The 19,418-nt window shown below is 64.3% G+C and carries 20 protein-coding genes and 1 tRNA gene; 5 read left to right on the top strand and 16 right to left on the bottom strand.

Annotated features, from left to right (window positions below):
* Positions 1-315 precede the first annotated feature (315 nt).
* The 9 genes from A1351_RS11220 to A1351_RS11175 all read right to left on the bottom strand — a co-directional run bounded on the left by A1351_RS11220 (position 316) and on the right by A1351_RS11175 (position 8,110).
* Positions 316-1,674 (bottom strand): phage/plasmid primase, P4 family, encoded by a 1,359-nt coding sequence (locus tag A1351_RS11220; RefSeq protein WP_064032989.1) that lies wholly within the window; start codon positions 1,672-1,674, stop codon positions 316-318.
* Positions 1,671-1,976: a hypothetical protein gene (locus A1351_RS11215; protein WP_064032988.1), complete on the bottom strand. Its 306-nt coding sequence runs from the start codon at positions 1,974-1,976 to the stop codon at positions 1,671-1,673. The genes A1351_RS11220 and A1351_RS11215 overlap by 4 nt, the downstream gene beginning before the upstream one ends.
* A complete protein-coding gene (locus A1351_RS11210) occupies positions 1,973-2,476 on the bottom strand; it encodes a hypothetical protein (protein ID WP_064032987.1) in 504 nt (167 codons plus the stop codon). Before A1351_RS11210 ends, A1351_RS11215 begins: the two co-directional genes overlap by 4 nt.
* Complete coding sequence (locus A1351_RS11205; RefSeq protein ID WP_064032986.1) at positions 2,476-2,751, bottom strand: hypothetical protein; 276 nt, start codon at positions 2,749-2,751, stop codon at positions 2,476-2,478. The genes A1351_RS11210 and A1351_RS11205 overlap by 1 nt, the downstream gene beginning before the upstream one ends.
* 209 nt (positions 2,752-2,960) lie before the next feature.
* The gene (locus tag A1351_RS11195; RefSeq protein WP_064032984.1) at positions 2,961-3,182 is read right to left on the bottom strand and encodes a hypothetical protein; all 222 of its coding nucleotides are present in this window, start codon (positions 3,180-3,182) and stop codon (positions 2,961-2,963) included.
* Between the two features lie 63 nt (positions 3,183-3,245).
* Positions 3,246-3,767 carry a hypothetical protein gene (locus A1351_RS11190; protein ID WP_064032983.1) on the bottom strand — a complete coding sequence of 174 codons (522 nt, stop codon included), beginning with the start codon at positions 3,765-3,767 and terminating at the stop codon, positions 3,246-3,248.
* 3 nt (positions 3,768-3,770) lie between these two features.
* Positions 3,771-5,051 (bottom strand): site-specific integrase, encoded by a 1,281-nt coding sequence (locus tag A1351_RS11185; protein ID WP_064032982.1) that lies wholly within the window; start codon positions 5,049-5,051, stop codon positions 3,771-3,773.
* A gap of 438 nt (positions 5,052-5,489) precedes the next feature.
* Positions 5,490-6,794: a glycosyltransferase family 2 protein gene (locus A1351_RS11180; RefSeq protein WP_051592491.1), complete on the bottom strand. Its 1,305-nt coding sequence runs from the start codon at positions 6,792-6,794 to the stop codon at positions 5,490-5,492.
* 167 nt (positions 6,795-6,961) lie between these two features.
* Entirely contained in the window at positions 6,962-8,110 is a 1,149-nt protein-coding gene (locus A1351_RS11175) for a HupE/UreJ family protein (protein ID WP_024880103.1), read from the bottom strand.
* Positions 8,111-8,338: 228 nt separating this feature from the next.
* Between A1351_RS11175 and A1351_RS11170 the strand changes: the two genes are divergently transcribed.
* Positions 8,339-8,746, top strand: coding sequence for a copper resistance CopC family protein (locus A1351_RS11170; RefSeq protein ID WP_024880102.1), 408 nt, complete (start codon positions 8,339-8,341; stop codon positions 8,744-8,746).
* Positions 8,747-8,784: 38 nt separating this feature from the next.
* Positions 8,785-9,354 (top strand): hypothetical protein, encoded by a 570-nt coding sequence (locus A1351_RS11165; protein WP_026598770.1) that lies wholly within the window; start codon positions 8,785-8,787, stop codon positions 9,352-9,354.
* A gap of 1 nt (position 9,355) precedes the next feature.
* Here the strand turns inward: A1351_RS11165 and A1351_RS11160 are convergent, their stop codons facing one another.
* The 5 genes from A1351_RS11160 to A1351_RS11140 all read right to left on the bottom strand — a co-directional run bounded on the left by A1351_RS11160 (position 9,356) and on the right by A1351_RS11140 (position 13,660).
* The gene (locus tag A1351_RS11160; protein WP_245267320.1) at positions 9,356-10,534 is read right to left on the bottom strand and encodes a PepSY domain-containing protein; all 1,179 of its coding nucleotides are present in this window, start codon (positions 10,532-10,534) and stop codon (positions 9,356-9,358) included.
* 404 nt (positions 10,535-10,938) lie between these two features.
* A complete protein-coding gene (locus A1351_RS11155; protein ID WP_024880099.1) occupies positions 10,939-11,157 on the bottom strand; it encodes a YdcH family protein in 219 nt (72 codons plus the stop codon).
* A 120-nt stretch (positions 11,158-11,277) separates the two neighbouring features.
* Positions 11,278-11,871: a hypothetical protein gene (locus A1351_RS11150; protein ID WP_134188097.1), complete on the bottom strand. Its 594-nt coding sequence runs from the start codon at positions 11,869-11,871 to the stop codon at positions 11,278-11,280.
* A gap of 10 nt (positions 11,872-11,881) precedes the next feature.
* Entirely contained in the window at positions 11,882-13,318 is a 1,437-nt protein-coding gene (locus A1351_RS11145; protein ID WP_064032981.1) for a protein adenylyltransferase SelO, read from the bottom strand.
* Positions 13,319-13,480: 162 nt separating this feature from the next.
* Entirely contained in the window at positions 13,481-13,660 is a 180-nt protein-coding gene (locus A1351_RS11140; protein ID WP_024880096.1) for a YdcH family protein, read from the bottom strand.
* 266 nt (positions 13,661-13,926) lie between these two features.
* Here A1351_RS11140 and A1351_RS11135 point away from each other — a divergent pair.
* Both A1351_RS11135 and A1351_RS11130 read left to right on the top strand, forming a co-directional pair.
* A tRNA-Val gene (locus A1351_RS11135) sits at positions 13,927-14,001 on the top strand.
* A gap of 276 nt (positions 14,002-14,277) precedes the next feature.
* Positions 14,278-14,745 carry a MucR family transcriptional regulator gene (locus A1351_RS11130; protein ID WP_024880095.1) on the top strand — a complete coding sequence of 156 codons (468 nt, stop codon included), beginning with the start codon at positions 14,278-14,280 and terminating at the stop codon, positions 14,743-14,745.
* 54 nt (positions 14,746-14,799) lie between these two features.
* On the opposite strand, the gene A1351_RS11125 is transcribed toward A1351_RS11130, so the two are convergent.
* Together A1351_RS11125 and A1351_RS11120 are read right to left on the bottom strand one after the other, a co-directional pair.
* Positions 14,800-16,857, bottom strand: a complete 2,058-nt coding sequence (locus A1351_RS11125; protein WP_024880094.1) for a polysaccharide biosynthesis tyrosine autokinase — start codon at positions 16,855-16,857, stop codon at positions 14,800-14,802.
* Positions 16,858-16,871: 14 nt separating this feature from the next.
* Positions 16,872-17,636 (bottom strand): metallophosphoesterase family protein, encoded by a 765-nt coding sequence (locus A1351_RS11120; RefSeq protein WP_051465410.1) that lies wholly within the window; start codon positions 17,634-17,636, stop codon positions 16,872-16,874.
* A gap of 225 nt (positions 17,637-17,861) precedes the next feature.
* Here A1351_RS11120 and A1351_RS11115 point away from each other — a divergent pair, with 225 nt between their 5' ends.
* Positions 17,862-19,415 (top strand): sugar transferase, encoded by a 1,554-nt coding sequence (locus A1351_RS11115; RefSeq protein ID WP_064032980.1) that lies wholly within the window; start codon positions 17,862-17,864, stop codon positions 19,413-19,415.
* Positions 19,416-19,418: the final 3 nt, after the last annotated feature.

Below are 19,418 nucleotides of genomic sequence, written 5' to 3'. Positions count from 1 at the left end.
CACGAAATGGCGCGGATCAGCGCCGCTTATTGGCCGTATATTGGACATCATACCAGCGCGCTTCAATTAAGTCATTGTATCTATTGCTTCTTGTAAATGCGCAGTGCATTTATTTTCGCCTTGATACGGCGACATGCACGAAATGGCCGCCTTCGATCGTCGTCGGCGCGCTCGGAAAGCGAGGGTATGCGGATTGGTCGCGCCAACCCTTTTCGCCCCTCAAACCCCGCCCATGACGCTTATGACGGGAGACTGGTATTAGGGCGTATGCGCGCGCGCGCGTAACGGTGGTAATGCAAGTTGGCGTCATAAGCGTCATGCTGTCCCCCAGGGGGCCGATTGGACGATACGGAGGCCAGCGAAGCCGCGACCGTTCATTTTCCTTTGGGGAATGAAACCGCGGGATTCGAGCGTTTGAGAAAAGCGGCGCATTGTGCCGACAGGCTCGCCGGCTTTCTCCGCCCATGCGGACCAAGAGCCGAAGAGGTCGCTCGATTGCTCCCAAGCCTTGGCGTCACGGTCGCATTTGTCGTCTATCCATGCGGCGATAGCGTCCTCGGCTTCGAGGTATGCCGCCGTGGCGTCGAGAACGGCTTGGGGCGGGCGTAGGCCGTCGCGCTGCCATTCGAGACAGCCGTCGACGAGCCATTGCAGGATACCAGGCCATTCGGCTTTGAGCTTATCGGCGAGTTCCGGGTCCGCCTTGTCGGCGGGGATGGTGACTGCGAAGGGGATCAGGTGGAAGCGGCGGCGGATGGCCTCGTCGACAGAGCGCAGGGACGGTTTGTGATTGCCGGCGATAACGAGCTTGAACTGAGGGCGATATTCGAAAAAGTCCTGTCGCATAAACCTCGCCGAGACAGTGTCGCCGCCCGTGAGGGACTTGATCCGGCTTTCCGCCCAACGGCGGCCTTCTTCCGTCTCGACGGCGGTGACGAGGCGTGCGCCACGTAGGCCGGCGAGGTCGGTAGGATGACGATCGGAATTGCTCGCCGTGAAAGTCTCGATTCCCGCCGTCTTGTGATAGGCGCCGAGAATGTCCGCGACAGTTTTGAGCAGCACGCTTTTGCCGTTGCGACCTGTTCCGTAGCCGAAGAAGAGCGCGTGCTCGCGCGTATCGCCCGTTAGCCCGTAGCCGAAGACGCGGCGGATGTAGGCGACAAGCTCGGCGTCGCCTGCCGATATCTCGTCGAGGAACGACAGGAAGCGCGGACAACTGCCGCCCGGCGCAACTGCGGTGATCTTCGTCAGATAGTCGTCGGGCCGAGCGTGGCGACGCGCTCCTGTGCGCAGGTCTATGACGCCCTCGGGAGTATTGAGCAACCAAGGGTCCGCGTCCCATTGGTCGATTGTCGCGGCGAGCCGGCGATCGGCCTTCGCCAATCGCTCGATTGCCGCAACCGTTTTCGCGCTGGCGATTACGTTGGCGATCTTCGACTTGTTACACTCCGCCGCCGCTTCGCGACACACAGCGCGGGCGAGGTCGAAGGCGTGAAGCGTCTCGTCGAATTGCCAGTGTGTCCCGGTCCATGACAACCATTTCCCCCAGGCCGCGACATAGCGCAGGTCGCCGGCATGCAGTTCGGCGAAGCGTAGCGCGAGCGCTTCGTCCGAGAATGCAGGCGGCAGCGGCTCGTATTCGATGTTATCGTCGATGGCGAAGGGTCGGCTCATTTGCCCCCCTTCGCCGTAGCGGCGCGAAGCGCATCGAAGCTACGCGCGGCCTCGCGGATGCTCGCGACAATTCGCGAAAGCCGGTAATAAGCTTCATCATCGTCGCCGAATTGCAGTGCGACATGCGCCGCGAGCGCGTCAGCCGGAACCGGGCCGAGAACGTCGCAGATGTGGCTGCGCTGCATGTCTCGGGAAAACTCACAGTGGAGCGGAGCCGTCTCGCGGCCCCGGCGCTTCGGCAGATTGGCCTGATAGTCCTTCGCCGCGGCGATCGTGAGCGGATCAGGGAAAGGCGCGGTCATGCGGCGCCTCCCGTGATCTTACCGATCTTGGCGAGGCCCGCCACGGCAATCAGCGCCGCCTCGGCCCGGCCGTCATCCTTAACGCGGGCGAAGAGACCGGCCTGCGCAGGCCAGCGGCGGATTGCTTCGGAGCGGGCGGCGTCCTTTGCGCCGTCCTTGCCGGCGGGAATGCCGACGAGGCGCTTCCATGTCGGCGGTGTCAGATGCGTCGCCGGAATGCCGCAAGCGCCCATGACGCCCTCGACCACGCCGCGGGAGCGACCGAACGCAAAAGCGCCGACTGCGCCTTCGCCGGGCCGGGCGCCGACATATTCAATGAAAGCGTGTCCCGCGTGCCAGCGATAGACCAACTCGGCGAGCAAGGGCGGATTGACGGCCGGCCTTCCTTTCGGCCCGTCGTCGAGCGTCGGCATGTCCGCAATCTCGAGGAGATCACCATTCGGCGAGAGGAGCGCGAGCGCGCCGTGAACGCCAATATCGATTCCGATGAGGTTCGCCATTATCGCGCCTCCCCGAACAATGCATCGCGCCATTGGGGAATCGCGCTGAGAAATTCCGTCGCCCAAGCGAGCGCCGAGTCATGAGACATTGTCGCCAGCACATCGGCGTAGAACATGTCCGGCCGCGTCTCATTCCAGCGCCGCACTTCGAACGCGAACGTCGCCACGTTTTCGTCGGTCGGATGAGCGCAATTCTCGGCGACGAGTCCGGCGACGGCGATCGTGAGCTTTTCACGCTCGGCCAGCGCCGCGCGGAAATCGATGATCTCGGTCATCGGCGCGCCTCCCCGAATGCGAGAGAGGCGACGACGCCCGCGGCGACCGGCGAGAGGCGGAACCGGCGCGTGAGATGCGCGGCGCGAAAGGCTTGAAGGTCGAGGGCGGAAGAGATAGGCTCGGAACCGATCAGCGCGCCAACGTGATCAGATTTCCGAGGCCGGTCCGCGCTCCACGCGGCCGGCTTCGATTTTTTCGAGGCCATGATTCAAGCGGCCTCCGACTTTTCGCCGGCGCCGGCCGCGGCGCGATCTTCCATCGCCCGACGCCAGTCGGCGGCGGCCTCCCTGGAAATCCGAACGCCCTTCGTCCCGATGCGCATTTCTCGCGGGCCGTAGCCTTCGCGCTGCGCTTCGTAATACGCGCTGGCGCTGATTCCGTGCGCCGCGCAGAATTCCTTGATCGTGTAGGCTGCTTTCTGGTCGCTCATTTTGCACCTGTGTTGTTTCGAACACGGGTGCAGTATTGCGGAGCAATCAGGGGCTTTCGACGCCTATAGCGCGCTCTTGTCGGACAGAAGCGCGCTCTTGTCCTTTTTCGGCTCGATCGCGCGAATGATGTCTTTATTGTCCAGGGGAAGGTCGATCTTCCCATTCCAATTTTCCCGAATGTAACGCGCGCGGTGGGTCGGCTTTGAATGACCGGCCGCTTTCGCTTTTACGTCCAGTTCTCGTGCGCGATTTCGCCATTGATCGTCCGCCCGCTGCTTTTGAGTGGCGCCACCCATTCGACCGCTTCGCTTCGCTTTGTTGACTAATTCAAGCCGTTCATCTTCTGAGCTAGCGAATAGGCCAATGCGGAAGGCCGCGTGAATAGCGGTAAACACCTCATATCGAACAGCGTCCGGCAAACTATCGATCGTTTCCATGGTCCTGTTAAAATCACGGCGCGCGAGCCGAATGAACTTCCTTGTATCGTCATCCGGATTGCCGTTCGCTGCATTGTCTGCGACATGGGGAACGCGCGACTTAACGTATTCGCCGATCATAGGTTTGATCGCATCCTTGATTTTCATCGGTCACGCCCTCTCACGCGCTGTTCCGAAAGAGGTGAAGTTTCCAGCGCTATGCGTTCCGAGCGTTGGCGCGAATTTCCGGATGGTCTCGGCGAGGTAGGACGGCGCGAGGTGCGCATAGTGCTTTTCACACATGCGCGTGTCGGCATGGCCGAGGTTCTTTGCGATGACGTTGAGCGGCGCGCCAGCCATGGCGAGCAAGGATGCGTAGGTATGGCGCAGAATATGGAAGCCGGCCGGCTTGATCCGCGCGCCGGCGCAGGCCTCTTTCATCGGCCGCAACTGGTGGGAGGCTCCCCAGGCGCCGCCGCCGTCTTTCTCGAGAAGGAGATCGCCGCTCTCCCGCCCGGCTGTCACCTGTCGGAAAAATACCTGTCCCTCCTCGGTCAAAACGACATGGCGGGCCTTGCCGCTCTTGCTCTTGCCTACAGAGAGCGTTCCGGCGTCCGGATTGAAATCGGCGACTCGCAGGCGCGTCAGCTCGCCATAGCGGCAGCCGGTGAACAGCGCGGCATTGACGAGCGTGCGAAACGCGCCCTGAGAGGCATTCACGATGCGCCGGGCCTCGTCGACAGTGAAATATCGGACGCGCGCCGTCTCAACCTCCCGGAACGGCTTCACGGCCCGCCATGCGACGTCTGAGTCGATCTTGCCTTCGCGAAAGGCTTGGTTGAGCGCGGCCCGCAGGACGGTAAGCGTCCGGTTTGCGCTGGCCTGCCGGCGGCGCTTCTCTTCGTCACTCTGCGGAGCGGGCAGGGCGCGCGCCGCTTTTCCCTTTTTCCCCCGGACGTGGCGCGGGCGATTCGCGATCTCATTTCGCCAAGCTGTCAGCTTGTCCCGGTCGAGATCGGCGACTAGGACGGCGCCGAGCTTGGGGCGGATCAGATTGGCGGCCCGATTGCGGGCGTCGCCGAGGCTCTTGGAATGTTCCGATTCCAGCCGGGAGAGATATTCGTCGAGCGCACGGTCGACGGTGAAGGGCGCGGCCGGCCTCGTCTCCCGGCTATCGGCAGCGCGCTCGCGGGCCTTGGCTTGGGCCTGAGAGAAGGTCAGCACCTCGGCGCCGTCCGCGTCCTGGCCGTCGTCGGCCGTGCCGATCGTCTCGACGAGATATTTCTCGTCGCCGATATAGCGCCGGACAACCCACTTCCCGCCGGTCTTTCCCTTTCGGTAGCCGAGGTGCAGCCCGATATCGAGTGCGCGGAAATAGGGTTTCGGCTGCGGCTTCAGACGCTCGCGCGCGGCGCGGCTGTCCAATTTCGAGTCTCTGACGGTCTTTGCCATGTGCGCCCCCGACTTGCCCGGCGAAAACGATGCTGTCCAATATGTGTCCAATATATGGGGGCGGAGTCCTGCGCACAAGCACGAAGTTGCGCGCATATCATATATATTAAAATCAATAGCTTGGTGAAGTCGTGCGCAGCGCTGTGGAGGTGTATCTTAGCTCTTTCACGGCGAAAACACGGGTTCGATTCCCGTTGGGCGCGCCAGTGAGCACTTATCGACAAGACAATTGCAGCGCTCGATGCGGCTCGACGATTATTCCGCGCCCGTGAGAAATGAAAAACGCCCCGCGCTTACATCCGGCGTCGGGGCGTCTCGCTGTTGCGTCCAGTTCCGGGAAACTTTCGGCTTGCTCACAGATTAGGCGGGTCGGCCCTGTGATGCAAGCGTGGGCGCCGGGGCTCGCGCGTCGATATTCCGCTCTCGGCGATGCGCTCCTCAGAAATGCCAGAGCTGATCGCCGATCTTTCTCAGCCTCGGAAGATCGAGCAAGCGTCCGAAGGTCAGACAAAGCTCCGCCATGGGTCTCACCCAGGCGCGCGGGGCGCGTCTCTTCGCGCCGATCTGCCGCTTGCGGGCGCGCGTCACACGTCTCGACAGTTCCGCGAATCCGTCCGCGCCGAGGCAGGCGCGAATTGTGTCGGCCTGCGCTGTCAATCTCGTCTCGATATAGCGCGAGAGGTTCTCATATTCCCGGAAGCCCGGGTGCGCGACGTGGGATTTCTGCAGGCACAGCAGCGCGCTGACATAGCGGTCCACGCCGAGGCGACCGGCCAGCTCGCCGACATCGTCGATCAGCCGATCGACGACCGCGCGCCAGGCGAAATATTCCGCCTTGAACGCCTTCGTCGGATCGGCGTTGTGAACTCCGCAGAGCTCGGCGTGGCCGGCGAATCCATTTGCGCCGTGAATGCGATAGATGGTCAGCGGGACGTCGATGAGCGCGACGCCGCTGAGTAGCCGCACGCCTTTGTTGAGATAAGTGTCGCCATGGAGCCGCAGCTGCATAGAGCAGCTTCCGCCGAGCAGCAGGCTCAGCGCGTCGCGCCGGAAGCAATTGCCGGAGGTCGGCGCATAGACCCAGTCTCCCCACTCATGCGCGTCGATGAAATGCACACGGGAGCCCACATCGTCCAGCGGCGCGCGCGAGAAAGGCCAGAGATCGCCGCAAAGATGGATGGGACGGAGGCGCTCCTTGCGTAGCCCACGTCCCGACGCGATGAATTCGCCGAAGGCGCTCCAGGAGGTTCGGACGACGCCGTTATTGGTGGATTGCAGCATATCCGCGGAGGTGAAGCCGACCGCCGTCCGCAGCGAGAAATGCACGAAGATATGCGTCTCCACGAAATTCGGGAGGAGCATGTCGTCGGCGTCGAGAAACACCACATATTCGCCGGAGCTCGCGGCGAAGCCGGTATGGAAGGCGGCCGTTTGACCGAGATTTTCGGAATGCGCGATGATCTCGACTTGCGGATGGCGGAGCCGAATGTCGCGAAGGACGAGATCGCTCTCGTCTGTCGAGGCGTCGTCGACGATGATGCATTCGATGCGCGGATAGGTTTGCGTGAGCGCCGAATTGAGCGCCGCGAGCAAGAAGCGACCGTAATTGTAATTGGTGATGATCACGCTCACGAGCGGCAGATCATAGGCGAGCCTGCCGCTGAATGCGCGGCCATGATCCGGCTCGACGAAATTTACGTCATTATCGTCGATCTCTCGAAATTGGGTGAAATTTTCTAGCATAATCGGCTCTACTGTCTAAAAACGCTTCCCCGGCCGCGCTCCCGCGGAATGCATTTTGTCGCGGCAAGCCCTGTCGCAGCAAACTGTTACGTAACGCTATATACGTACATTACCTTATTGAAAAGGGTGCGCTTCGGATTTGATGCGCGTAGTGGTCGAGGGGCGCCTCAGCCGACGCCGAGGATGCGCTCCACCAGCCAATAGGCGCCGAAGCAGGCGATCACCGCGGAGACGGCGCGCACGAGGCGCGGATCGCGCAGTCCGTGAGTGAAAAATCGGTCGAAGGCCAAGAGCAGCGGCAGCGTGACCAGCACCACGCCGATCTGCCCGGCCTCGACGCCGAGATTGAAGCTCGCCAGCGCCGGCACGAGCGCGCGCTGCGGCACGCCGATCTCGATGAGCCCGCTCGCAAAGCCGAATCCGTGGATGAAGCCGAAGACGAAAGTGTCGCGCCAGCGGCCTTCCACCTTGCAGGTGAAAAAATTCTCGATCGCGACATAAATGATCGACAGCGCGATCGCGATCTCCACCCAGCGGCTCGGCAGATCGACGAGGCCGAGCGCCGCCAGCGAGAGCGTCACCGAATGCGAGACGGTGAAGGCCGTCACCAGCTTCACCACCGGCCAGACGCGCGTCGCCCACAGCATCACCGCTATCAGGAAGCACAAATGATCGTAGCCGGTCATTATGTGCTCGATCCCGGCGGCGAAGAATTTCGGCGCCAGCTGCCAGGGGGTGAGCAGCGGCTTGGAGAGATCGATCGGCGCGTCGCCGGGGAAGACCATCACCTCGCCGGGCGCCGGCTCCGCGCCGAGCCGCTGCGCCTCGGTGAGGCGCTCGTCGGCGTCGCGCTCGCCTATGCCGACGAGATGCTTCGCGCGGCGTCCCTGCGCCTCGAGCAGCCGATAGGGGTCGTAGAAGATCTGTCCCGCGACGGCGCTGCAATCGAGGCGCAGCGCGACCTTGGAATCGCGCGGATTGGCGGGGTCCGCGCCCACCGAGGCGATCTCGCTCGGGCAGGATTCGCCGGCCTCGTTCCGCAGGGCGACGCGGCTCTGGATGAATTTGCCGATCATCGCCTCGATGACGCCGGGCTCGGTGAGATCGACATCGGCGGCGCTCGGCTTGCTTTCGGCGAACATGCGCTCGATGTCGGCGCCGAGGAAGCCGACCTCCAGGCGATAGCGGCCGCCCCCTTCCGGGACGATGCGGCTGCTGGAAATATCCGCCGTATGCGCCTTCGCGGCCGTGGCGCCGCCGAGCAGGACGAGAATGGCGAAGAGCAGGGCGAAGGGCGAAGGCGTCATTCTCATCATTTCCTTCGCCATCGTCTCCCTCGACAACTCTCTTGACGCTTCGCGACACGGCGACGTATGCAAGATAAGATGATAGTGCATATCAGACCGGCCATGACAAGGCCGAAGCGGATAGGGCCGAGGCAGGCCGGCGCGCTCGTTGCGCCGCACAATTGCCGGCGGCGCGAGCGCCTTGCTCACGCCCGAGAGGGCGCTTAGCATCGACGCAAGCACGACAAAACGGAACCCATGATCCTTCCCGCCGCCGCTCCTCGTCGAACCGCTGTCCCGCTGCGCTGCGCTGCGCTTCTCCTGCTCGGCCTCGCTGTCTGTTTCGCCTCGCCACGCGCATGGGCTCACGCCATCGTCGTGCGCACCTCGCCGGCGCAGGATGGCGTCGCGCCTGGAAACATCGGCAAGGTCGATGTCTGGTACGACGCCGGCATAAGGGACGCTTTCGCGGCGCTGGCGGTGATCGCCGCCTCCGGCGAGCGGGTCGACAAGCGCGACGCCGCGATCGATCGCGCCGATCCGGCCCATGTCTCGGTCGGCGTCAATCCGCTCGGCCCCGGCAAATATACGGTCCGCTACCGCGCGCTTTCGGCCGACGGCCATCTCGTCAGCGGCGCCTGGGAGTTCGAGGTGCGGCCTCAATAGCGCTGATCGAGCACAGCAAGGGAAAGGAAGCCGCCGAGATGAGTCCCAACGGCCGGATGAATCTGATGTTGTTCCTCGCCGTCGTGGTGATCGCCGCCGGCAATGTCGGCGCCTTCACCTATTCGCTCTGGGGGCCGTCCTTCAGCCTCTATTGGAATGATTTTCTGGATGCGCATCTCTATCGGCCGGCGGTCAAGGCGGGTGATCGCACAATTGCGAATTGCCTCAAGGTCAGCGATTTCTATTCGGCGCGGCTGACGACCTATTTCCTCGGGGATTCGGACAAGAGCGCCGGCGGCCCGACCACCGATCTCAGCAAATATGACGAATATTGCGATCGTGTGCCGGGCACCGGCAAGGTGATCTTCTCCGTCACGCTGATGGAGAAGGACGTGCGGAGCCAATCGGTCGCGCTCGCCTTCTACAAGAGCGACGCCAAAGGCGGGCTCGAGCTTTTGACCTCCGTCCCGTCCAAGCCGCATCCGGCCGGCTTCGTGACTTTGGAATCCTCTGTCGATCACAAGGGAAAATATCTCCTCGAGCTCGCTTTCGGCGAAGGCAAGAGCGAGGAGGACAGGATCGCCATGCCGATCTCCGTCGGCCAATGATTCACTTGCGCCGAGCGCGGCGCTTCTGCCGCCATCGCAGGAACCCGCTCACATAGAGGATAAGCGGCGCGAGCCCCGTCAGCGCGACCAGCGCGCGGCCGGGAACGCCGAAGGCCTCGCCGCAATGCAGCGGGAACAGCCATTCCAGCAGCTTCTCGCCGGCGGTGAAATCATCGCGGTCCTGTGTCTGCAGCACGCGGCCGCTGTAGCGATCGACGCCGACATTGCGGAATGTCTTGGTGCGGTTGGGCTCGCTTTCCGACTGCTTGCCGATGACATAAACGCCATCGTCGCCGCTCGGCAGCAGAACCCAATGCAGCCGTCCCTCCGGGAAAACTTTTTCCGCGCTGGCGATGGCCTCGTCGAGGCCGATCGGCGCGCGGCCGGCGATCGGCGTCGATCGTCCAAAGTCCGGCTCGGGGCGCACCGGAGAGATCAGCGTCGCCAGCGAATGCGTCGCCGGCTTGAAGATCATCGCGATTCCGGTGGCGAGCGTCGCCAGCAGTAGAATGGCGAAATAGGCGCCGACGCTGCGATGCGCGTCATAGACGATGCGCTCGCGGCTCGCGCTCCATTTGATCGTCAGGCCCATCCGCCAATCGCCATTGCGCGGGAGCCAGAGATAGAGTCCGAGGATGATCGAGACGAAGATGACAATGCCCAGACTGCCGATGAGATAGGCGTTATTGACGCCGAGCAGCAGCGTCCAATGAAAAGCCATGACGATCTGCACGAGCGGCTGCGCGAGCACGTCGTCGCCATGCGCGAGCAAGCGGTCGCCGGTCACTTCGGCCCGATAGGGATCGACGAAGATCTGATGGAAAGAGCTGTCGAGATCGTCGGTCTCGACCATATAGCCGATGATCGCCGCCGCATTCGCATGGCGCGGCAAAGTGATGCGCTCGGGCCGGCCCTCCGCCGGCATGGCCGCGGTCGCCGCGGCGAGAATCTCGTCGAGCGGACGCATGACGGCCGGCGTCGGCGGCTCGACGCGCATGAGCGGGGCGTTCAGCCATTCGTCTATGTCTTCGCGAAAGGCGAGCAGGCTGCCGCTGAGACCGATGAGGACGAAAACTGCGCCGGCGAAAAGACCGATGTAGCGATGGGCAGACAGAAATATTTTGCGGCCCCGCTCGTTCCGCCCCATGATGCGCGCCTCCGGTCGCCAGATGTTGCTCATGCTCGGCTTCTCCGCCGCGAGCGAGGGAGCGTCTTCCGCCGCTCATGTCAACGCGGTGGAGCGGCGGGCGATCCCGAGGGGAAAATTCATGTGCAGGCGCTGGGATGCTTTGGCCGTCGGGCGCTAAACGTGTAATATAGGATGATTGAGGCCCCGGGCGGCGGAAATGCGGTCCGAGTGGGAACCTGTGCGCTGTTCCGTCGCATCTCGGCTTATTGTATCTCTCTTGGACAGGCATAGGCTCGCCAAAATTGAAAAAAGAACGGCGGAGGACCGTATGGGGAGCGCCCAGGATAGCAAGGAAACCGTGAGGCTCGTGGCGGTCCTCGCGATCGTCGCCATTGTCTCGCTCGCCGTTGTGGTCGGCCTCAGAATGTGGAAATAGCGCGCCGCTTTCGCCCGGATCAGGCGATGATGTCGGGCGTGAGCTGATCTTCCAGAAACGCAACGCGATCGCGCAGCAGCAATTTTCGTTTCTTCAGCCGCTGAATTTGCAGCTGGTCCACGGCGCCGACCGCGAGAAGGGCGTCGATCGCATCCTCGAGGTCTTTGTGCTCGAGCTTCAGTCGCTCGACTTCTAGCCGGATCGCATTGCGTTCGGCTTCGTTCAGCTCATCAACCATTCGCCAACCTGCCCGAGCGCCGCTTGGCGGCGAGTCGTGACGCGAGGATTATCGCCTCGCATCATGTTCATCTTCAAGTCCTAATGAGAAGGCGGCGACGCCTTCTCGCGAATTTCCGTCTCAGTCGACCGCGATCGACTTGTCCAGTTCCACGCAGGCGGCGGGGTCCACGCGCTCCAGCTCGAAGACGCGGTTCTGACGCGTCAGCTCGAGATAGAGGGACTTCTTCCTCTGGTCCGGGCCACGCCAGCCGCTCACGCCCTCGTCCATGTAGAGCGTGACAGAAGCGCCATCCTCGGCGAGATCGATGGGAAATTCGCCGCCTTCCTCGGCCGAGCCGCCGAGGCCGCCGCGCGCCATGCATTGGGCGGCGGCGTCCTTGCGGAACGAGCGGATGAGGCGGGCGCCGTCGACGTCGCGATTGGCCTCTTCGCTCCAGGCGCAGCCGCCGACGACGTAAAAAGCCTTGCCATGGCCCTTGTGGCGAAGCTCGATGCGCAAATCGCGCGCGTCCTCCGCCGTGGAGGCGAGCTCGCGCTGCAGCGACAGCCGCACGGAGACGACGGTCTGGCCGGGATGCGCGCGCAAATGCGCTTCGTCATAGCGACGGAAGAAGCAGGCCCCGCTCGGCGGGATTTTGTCGATCAGCAGATTTTTGGCGGCGGCGGCGCTCGAAAGAGCGAGAGACAGAGAGACGCATAGCGAGCGCTTCATTTTCCGAACGTCATCCCCCGGCAGGCGCCGGCGCATAGGCTTCACGCATGGAGGCGATCTGTGCGACCTTCTCGGCGAGCGCGCTCCAATCGTCACGCTCGGCGATATGCGCCCAGATCGATTCGACCTCTTCGATCAGCATAGTGCAGGGGACGGGGCGACGGAAATAGGGATGGTCGAGATTGGCGGCCGGCGATGTCTCATGCGCGGCGAGCGCCTCGCGCAGCCCTTGGAATTCCGGCGCGTCATAGGCCGCCGCCTCCGGGCTAGCGGCGGCGCGTTCGCGGCTCGCCATGCCGCCGCGCCAATCGAAGAATGTCTGCTCATAGGGCGCTTGCGTCTTGCCGAGAAACTCCAGCAATCCTTTGGCGAGAGCGGCGTCCTGCTCGGGATCGTCCGCCGGCAGCAGGCCGAAGCGATCGAGCAGAGCGAGCTGGAACTCGCGCTGGAGGACGGCCTGATAGCCGCCGAGAATCTGCTCGGCGCGCTGCAGCCCGACATGCGGCAGAATGGTCTCGGCGAGGCGGGTGAGATTCCAGCCGAGCGCGCCCGGCTGGCGGCCGAAGGAATAGAGCCCACTGTCGTCGAAATAGGCCGCTGTGAATTGCGGATCATAGCGCGGCGCGAAGCGCCACGGCCCATAGTCGAAGCTCTCGCCGGTGACGTTGATATTGTCCGAGTTGAGCACGCCATGGACGAAGCCCGCGGCCATATAGCGCGCGCCGAGCCGCGCCACGCGCGCGCCGACGCGCTCGAGAAAAGCGCCGGCGCGGCTTTCCGACGGCTTGCCGGCCAGCTCGGGAAAATAATTGGCGACGCAATAGTCGATGAGCCGTCCGAGCGCTTCCTGGTCGTCGAGATGGGCGAGGCGCTGAAACGTGCCGATCCGAATATGGGAATGGGAGAGCCGCACCAGCACGCTGGAGCGCGTCGGCGACGGCTCGTCGCCGCGATAGAGCGGCTCGCCGGTCTCGATCAGGCTGAAGCTCTTGGAGGTGTCGACGCCCTGCGCCTCCAGCATCTCCGTGGCGAGAATCTCGCGCATGCCGCCTTTCAACGTGAGCTTGCCGTCGCCCTGGCGCGACCAGGGCGTGCGACCGGAGCCTTTTGTGCCGAGATCGAGCAGTCGGCCGTCCGCGGCGTCGCGCAATTGCGTGAACAGAAAGCCGCGGCCGTCGCCAATGTCCGGATTGTAGGTGCGGAACTGATGGCCGTGATAGCGCAGCGCCAGCGGCTGCGGAAAGCCGCCGGGCAGGGGCTCGAAACGGCCGAGATGGGCGATCCATTCCTCTTCCGTCAGCGTATCCAGACCGACGCGCGCCGCCCAGCGCTGATTGCGATAGCGCAGAATATGCTGCGGAAAGCGGGCGGGCTCGACACGGTCGAAGAAGCCGTCGCCGAGCGTGGCGTGGAGGGTCTCGGCGCGATAGCGCGGGGAAGGGGGCATGGGGTTCTCGGCTCTCGCTTTGGCAGAAGATTCTGCGACCAGAGACGCCCCGAAGCAAGCCGGGCGCCCGCGCGGGCCGAAGCGAGCGTTGCGGCGCCCTATGCGACAAAAAAGGCGGAGAGCATCTCTCCGCCTCGACGCTAGACCGCTTTCGCAAGCTGTTCAGTGCAGGCTGACGCCTTGCCGCAGCTTGTTGATCTCGTCCTTGAGCTGAAGCTTCTTGCGCTTCAATTCGTGGAGCTTCGAATCGTCGTATCGGGGATGGTGCTGAACCTGATCGATCTCTTTCTTGAGCGCCTGATGGCGGCGTTCGAGCTCGACGAGATGGGTCTGTAGCGACATACGGCGCCTCCTTTGGTTGATGACAGAAGGACGACGCCAGTGTGACATGAATTCCAAGGCCTGCAAGGGGCGAAGACGTCGCGGGCCAATGAATTATTTCGCCCAAAGCCGCTGTTCGCGGAAGGAAATCTTAACGCTTGGGGACGCTGGGGCCGGGGTTTTGCGACAGGGCGTGGAAACTGTCGAAGGGCGCTTGCGCCTCGGCCCGACTGCCATTATACGGGCTTCACTCGCGCCGGACGGAGCAAGCATCCGAACGGCGCCGGGGGCGCGTAGCTCAGCGGGAGAGCACTACGTTGACATCGTAGGGGTCACAGGTTCAATCCCTGTCGCGCCCACCATTCTGATCCACCCTACGCTCGATCCATTCCGCCGCCCGATGACGAAAATCGCATCGGGCGAAATTTTTTGTCGGTCACGCGACGTCTCGTTCCTTGCCTAGCCTCGCCGCGCCGATATTCGGCGGGCTTTCTATTTCAATTCGACGTTCTGCGGCCTATATCATCGAAATTGAGCTTGTTACTCGAGCCGAATCTGTCGCCGAGGGAAGTCGCTGATTGCCTTCGAATTCGATATCGGCTCCAATAGAAAAAGATTCGACCGAGGAGGGAAAGGCCATGTCCGAAGCCGAAGACAAAGCGCTCGTCGCGCAGATACTCTCTTCCTATCTTTCGAATAATACTGTTGCGCCTCTCGACCTTCCTTCTGTCATCGCAGCTGTGAAAAAAGCCTTCGGCGGCGCCGACGCCGAGACGTCGAATGCAACGGACGGCGAGGCCAAGCAGTGGCGGCCTGCCGTTCCGGTGAAGAAATCCGTCACAGCGGATGCGATTACTTGCCTTTGTTGTGGTGAGCCGTTCAAATCCTTGAAGCGTCATCTTCAGGCCGAGCACAAGCTGACGCCGGATGATTATCGCGCCGCATTCGATCTAAAGAGCGATTATCCGATCGTCGCGCCCAATTACGCTGCGCAGCGCTCGGCTCTGGCCAAATCGCTCGGCCTCGGCCGCAAGCCGGCGGCGAAGACCGTTTCCGCCGCGAAGAAGCGCGGCGCGCCGCTGCGCAAGGCCGCCGCCGAGGCCTGACGGCGAGGTCTGACGGAAAGCCGCGCCGCGGGTGAGCTCGTCCGCCGGCGCGTCTCACTCGGCGTGATAGGCGTCGAAGGCGCCTCCGCCCGCATAGGGCGAATAGGCGTAGGGGCCATATTTGCGCGCCTTCGCCTCGATCACCAGATTGAGCGCGACGCCCGCTATTCTGCCGCGATCGGGAAGCCGCTCGATCGCATGAGCGACGGTTTCGCGCGGCGTCGCCGCCCAGCGAATGACGACGACAGTCTTATCGACGAGTCCGGCGATGAGAATCGGATCGACGACGGGGCCGATCGGCGGCGTGTCGACGATGACGAGATCGAAGCTCCCGCGCACCGCGGCCATGAGCGTTTTCATCTTCTCGGAGGCGAGCAGATCGGCGGGCGCCTGTATCTCGCCGCCGGCCGGAAGAACCCATAGTCCCCGCTTCTCTTCGAAGAAGATCGCGGCTCCCGGGCTCGCGGAGCCGATGAGCAGCTCGACGAGGCCGGGCCTCTGCTCGGCGCGGAAGAGCTTGGACGCGGCGCGGCGGCGCAGATCGGCGTCGATCAGCAGCGTGCGCAGGCCCGATTGCGCGGCGGAGGCGGCGATCGCCGCGGCGATCGTCGTCGTTCCTTCGCCGGGGACGGCGGAGGCGAGCTGAATCAGCTTGGGGGGATCGTCCACATCGCTCATGGCGATGGCGCTGCGCAGCGCGCGGAGCCCCTCGCTGGCGCGCGACAGAGGTTTTGCGCGCACGAGATCGACGAGGGCGGGGGCGCTCGAGGCGATTTTGGGAATGGAGCCGAGCAGAGGCAGACCGAGCGTCGTCTCGATCTGCGCCATCGTCGTGAAGCCCGTGTCCGCCAATTCGCAGGCATAAGCGGCGCCGAGCCCGAAGAGGGCGCCGAGCGCCAGCGCGATCAGCAGCGTCTGCTCGGCGTCGGGCCAGGACGGGGCGTTCGGCGTGAGCGCAGGCGATATGATTCGTGCGTCGCGCGGCTCGAATTTGGCTTGCTGCTCGACTAGGCGCGCGCGGCGCATCGTCTCATCGAGAAGCTTGCGATCGGCCGCGGCGGCGCGCTCCAGCTCGTTGAGCCGGGCGAGCCGCTCCTTGCCGCGATCCTCGGACTCGGAAATCTCGCGAAGCGCCGTATCCGCGGCCTCGCTGTTTTTTTCTGCGAGCTCCAGCTCCTGGCGCACGCCGGCCGCGAGGCGGCGCCGCTCGGCGTCCATGGCGCGGGCGGTGTCGGCGATCTCGGCGCGCAGCGCGACCACGGAGGGATGCGCCGCCGTGTAGCGGGCGCGCAGCTCCGCCTCGCGGCGGGAGAGCTGGTCGGCGCGCTGGCGAAGCTCGTCGAGCGCTCCGCCGAGGCCCGGCAGCTCGGCGGCGGCGCCGCCACGGCTCTCGATCCGCTGCAGCAGCTCGAGGCGAGCCTTGCGCTCCGCCGTCTCCGCCCGCGCCACGGCCGCGCGCTGCGCAATGGCGGTCTGCTGCTTCGCCGGCGTGGAAGGGCCGGCGGCGGCGCGAAACTGCGCCAGCGCCTCCTCGGATGCGCGCGATTGCCGTTGCAGCGCCACGAGCCGCTCGGCGAGCCAAGCGGAGGCGCGCCGCGCCGCCTCGAGCCGCGTGTCCAGCCTGTCGACCACGAAAGCGTCGGCGATCGCGTCGGCGAGACGCGCCGCTTTCGCCGGATCGGTCGAGGTGACGACGATCTTTATCACCGGCGAGTAGCGCAGCTGGGCGACGGAGAGAGCATTCCGCAAGCGGTCGAGCGCCGCGGCGCCGAATTCGAGATCGTCGGCCAGCCTTTCCCGCTCCACGACGCGCCGCAGCAGCGCCGCCGATCTTATGACCGCTATGTCGCTCTTCATCGTCTGCCGGTTGATCGGCGCATGCGCCAAGATCGCATCGGCGCCGATCGAACGATCCGGCCGCATCTCGATCAGCAATTGCGCGGAGGCGGTGTAGCGCGGCGTCGCCATGACCAGGAAGGCCGCGCCGGCGAGCAGGGCGAGCATTGTCGCGCCGAGCAGCGGCGGCCAGCGCCGGCGGAGGAATTGCGCAGCGGCGCGGAGCTTGCGGCTGCGCGCGTCGAGCCAGAACGCCGTCGTCGAGCGCTCGCGCATCGCTCGCGGCGCGGTCAGAAGCGGTCCGCGAACAGCATGCGGCGGCTGTCGCCCTCGAGCACGAGAGCGGTGAGCACCGAGGTCGCGAAAGCTCCCGTGTCGACATTGATGCGATTGGGCTGAATGTCCGGCTCGGAGACGGGCGTATGGCCGTGGACGATCACTTTCCCCCATCCGCCCTCGAAGCTCAGAAACTCCTCGCGGATCCAGAGCAGATCTTCGGCCTTCTGCTGGGCGAGCGGCACGCCGGGCTTCACGCCCGCATGGCAGAAGAAATAATCTCCGAAGCTCGCCGTCAGCGTCGTCTCCAGCATGAATTGCAGATGGTGATCCGGAAGCCGCGCCGTCAGCGCGCGGCGCGCGTCCTCGTAATTGCGGCCGCGCATGACGGAGGAGACGTCCACCCCATAGGAATGCAGCGTCTCCACGCCTCCGAACTTGCGCCAGCCCTCGAGCACGGATTCGTCCTCGAGGAAGCGCAGAAATATCTCCTCGTGATTGCCGCGCAGCGCGATGAAGGGCGTCGGAAAATCGCGTCGGCTCAGCCATTCGACCACGGTCGAGGATTGCAGCCCGCGATCGACATAGTCGCCGAGGAAGATCGTCAGCGTCTCCGCCGGCGCAGTGTCGAGCTCCGCCTCGATCCGCCGCGCGAGCGTGTCGAGCAGATCGGCGCGGCCGTGAATGTCGCCGACCGCATAGATGCGCAAATTGGGAGGAAGGACGGTCGGAAGCCCGGTCTGCAAAGCCTGAAATTGCGTCAATCGCGAAATTGTCATCTCACCGGCCCGCTCCCCGTCGCGCCCCGAGATTTGACGTGACGGATCGCAAGTCTAGAGCATATCGCCCGCCGACGAAATCGCGAGGGGCCGCGTTTCGTCGCGCTTTTATGCGCGCGCGGAATCGAGCGAGCCCCATTGTTGACATATTATCTCGCCTATGCTCAAGATCGAGCATCCCGCTTTTAGTGGTAAATCACTGTTTGCGCTGGGAATATTTTCAATATGAGGGTAGCGTCGCCGGCATCTAGGGATCGAATTGCCTTTCGTCTCCAGCTGGCCGACATCGGCTGGGCGACGGCTGCGCCTTTCATCGCCCTCGCCCTGCGCGACCCTCAGCTGCTCGAGGCCGGCGATCTAGCACGCGACCTGCCCGCGCCTTATCGCTACGCCTTCCTATCCATCGCCTGCACGCTGCTGGTCATGTGGGGTTTCCGCCTCAGCGACCGCATGGGGCAGTTTTTCTCGCTGCGCGACGCTGTCGATGTCTGCGTCGCCTCGGCCTGCGCGGTCGCCTCGAGCAGCGTCGTTCTGTTCACGCTCACGCGGCTCGAGGGCGTGCCGCGCTCCACGCCGCTGATCTATGTCCTCGTGCTCGCCGCCGGCCTCATCGCGATCCGGGGGATGACGCGCCTGCATCACCGGGAGGTCTGGCGCAGGGAGCTCGAGACCGACATCGCCGATCCGTCGGTGGCGTTGCGGCGCGTGATCCTGATCGGCGTCGATCGCTTCGCCTCTGTGGCGATCAAGCTCATCGACTATCAGCTGCCGCGGACGACGCAGATCGTCGCCGCGTTGGACGCGCGGCCTTCCTTCGTGGGGCGCAAGGTCGGCGGCGTCTCGATCGTCGCTCTACCGCAGGACATTGGCGCGGTGCTCGACGAATATGCCGAGCATGGCGTCGAGATCGACGAAGTGTGGCTCGCCGACGATAAGGAGGCCTTGCCGGCCGAGCTGCTGAAGGATGTCGCCGCGCAATGCGACGCGCGCGGCCGCGATTGCGTCCCCATTGCGGAAGCGCTCAATCTCGCCCCGCGGCAGGCGCGGCCGGAGACGCCGCTCGGAGGGCCGCCGGACGGGCGTTTCGACACGCCGGATTATTTCGGCTCCAAGCGCGTGATCGATCTTCTGGCGACGAGCCTGCTGCTCGTCTTCGCCGTGCCGACGGCGCTGATCGTGGCTTGCGCCATCCTCATCGACGTCGGCGCGCCCATCGTTTTCTGGCAGCAGCGGGTGGGACGCAATGGCGAGCGCTTCTTCGTCTATAAGTTCCGCACCTTTCGGCCGCCCTTCGACCGCCATGGCCGCCGCGTGCCCAAGGAGCGCCGCTTGTCGAGGATCGGCCGCGCCATTCGCGCCGCCCGGCTGGACGAGATTCCGCAGCTCTACAATGTGATCATCGGCCATATGTCGTTGATCGGCCCGCGCCCTCTGCTGCCGGTGGATCAGCCGGCCGATCCGCGGCGGCGGCTCAGCGTGCGGCCGGGCGTCACCGGATGGGCGCAGATCAAGGGCGGAACGCTGGTCACGCCCGAGGAGAAGAACGCGCTCGATGTCTGGTATATTCGCCACGCCTCGTGGCGGCTCGATCTGGCCATCGTCTTCGGCACGCTCGCCATCGCCTTCACCGGGGAAAGACTGAATCGGGCCGCGGTCGATCACGCCACCGGCTGGTATCGCCGCGAGTTCGAAGGCGCGCGCGGAAGGGCGGAGACGGTCGGCCTGCGGCCGCAGGGCCGAGCGAAATCGCCGACGCTGGCGCCGGGGCGATCGATCTGAGGC

The sequence above is a fragment of the Methylosinus sp. R-45379 genome (genome assembly GCF_001644125.1).
Lineage (GTDB): Bacteria > Pseudomonadota > Alphaproteobacteria > Rhizobiales > Beijerinckiaceae > Methylosinus.
This window is presented reverse-complemented; position numbering and strand designations above follow the sequence as displayed.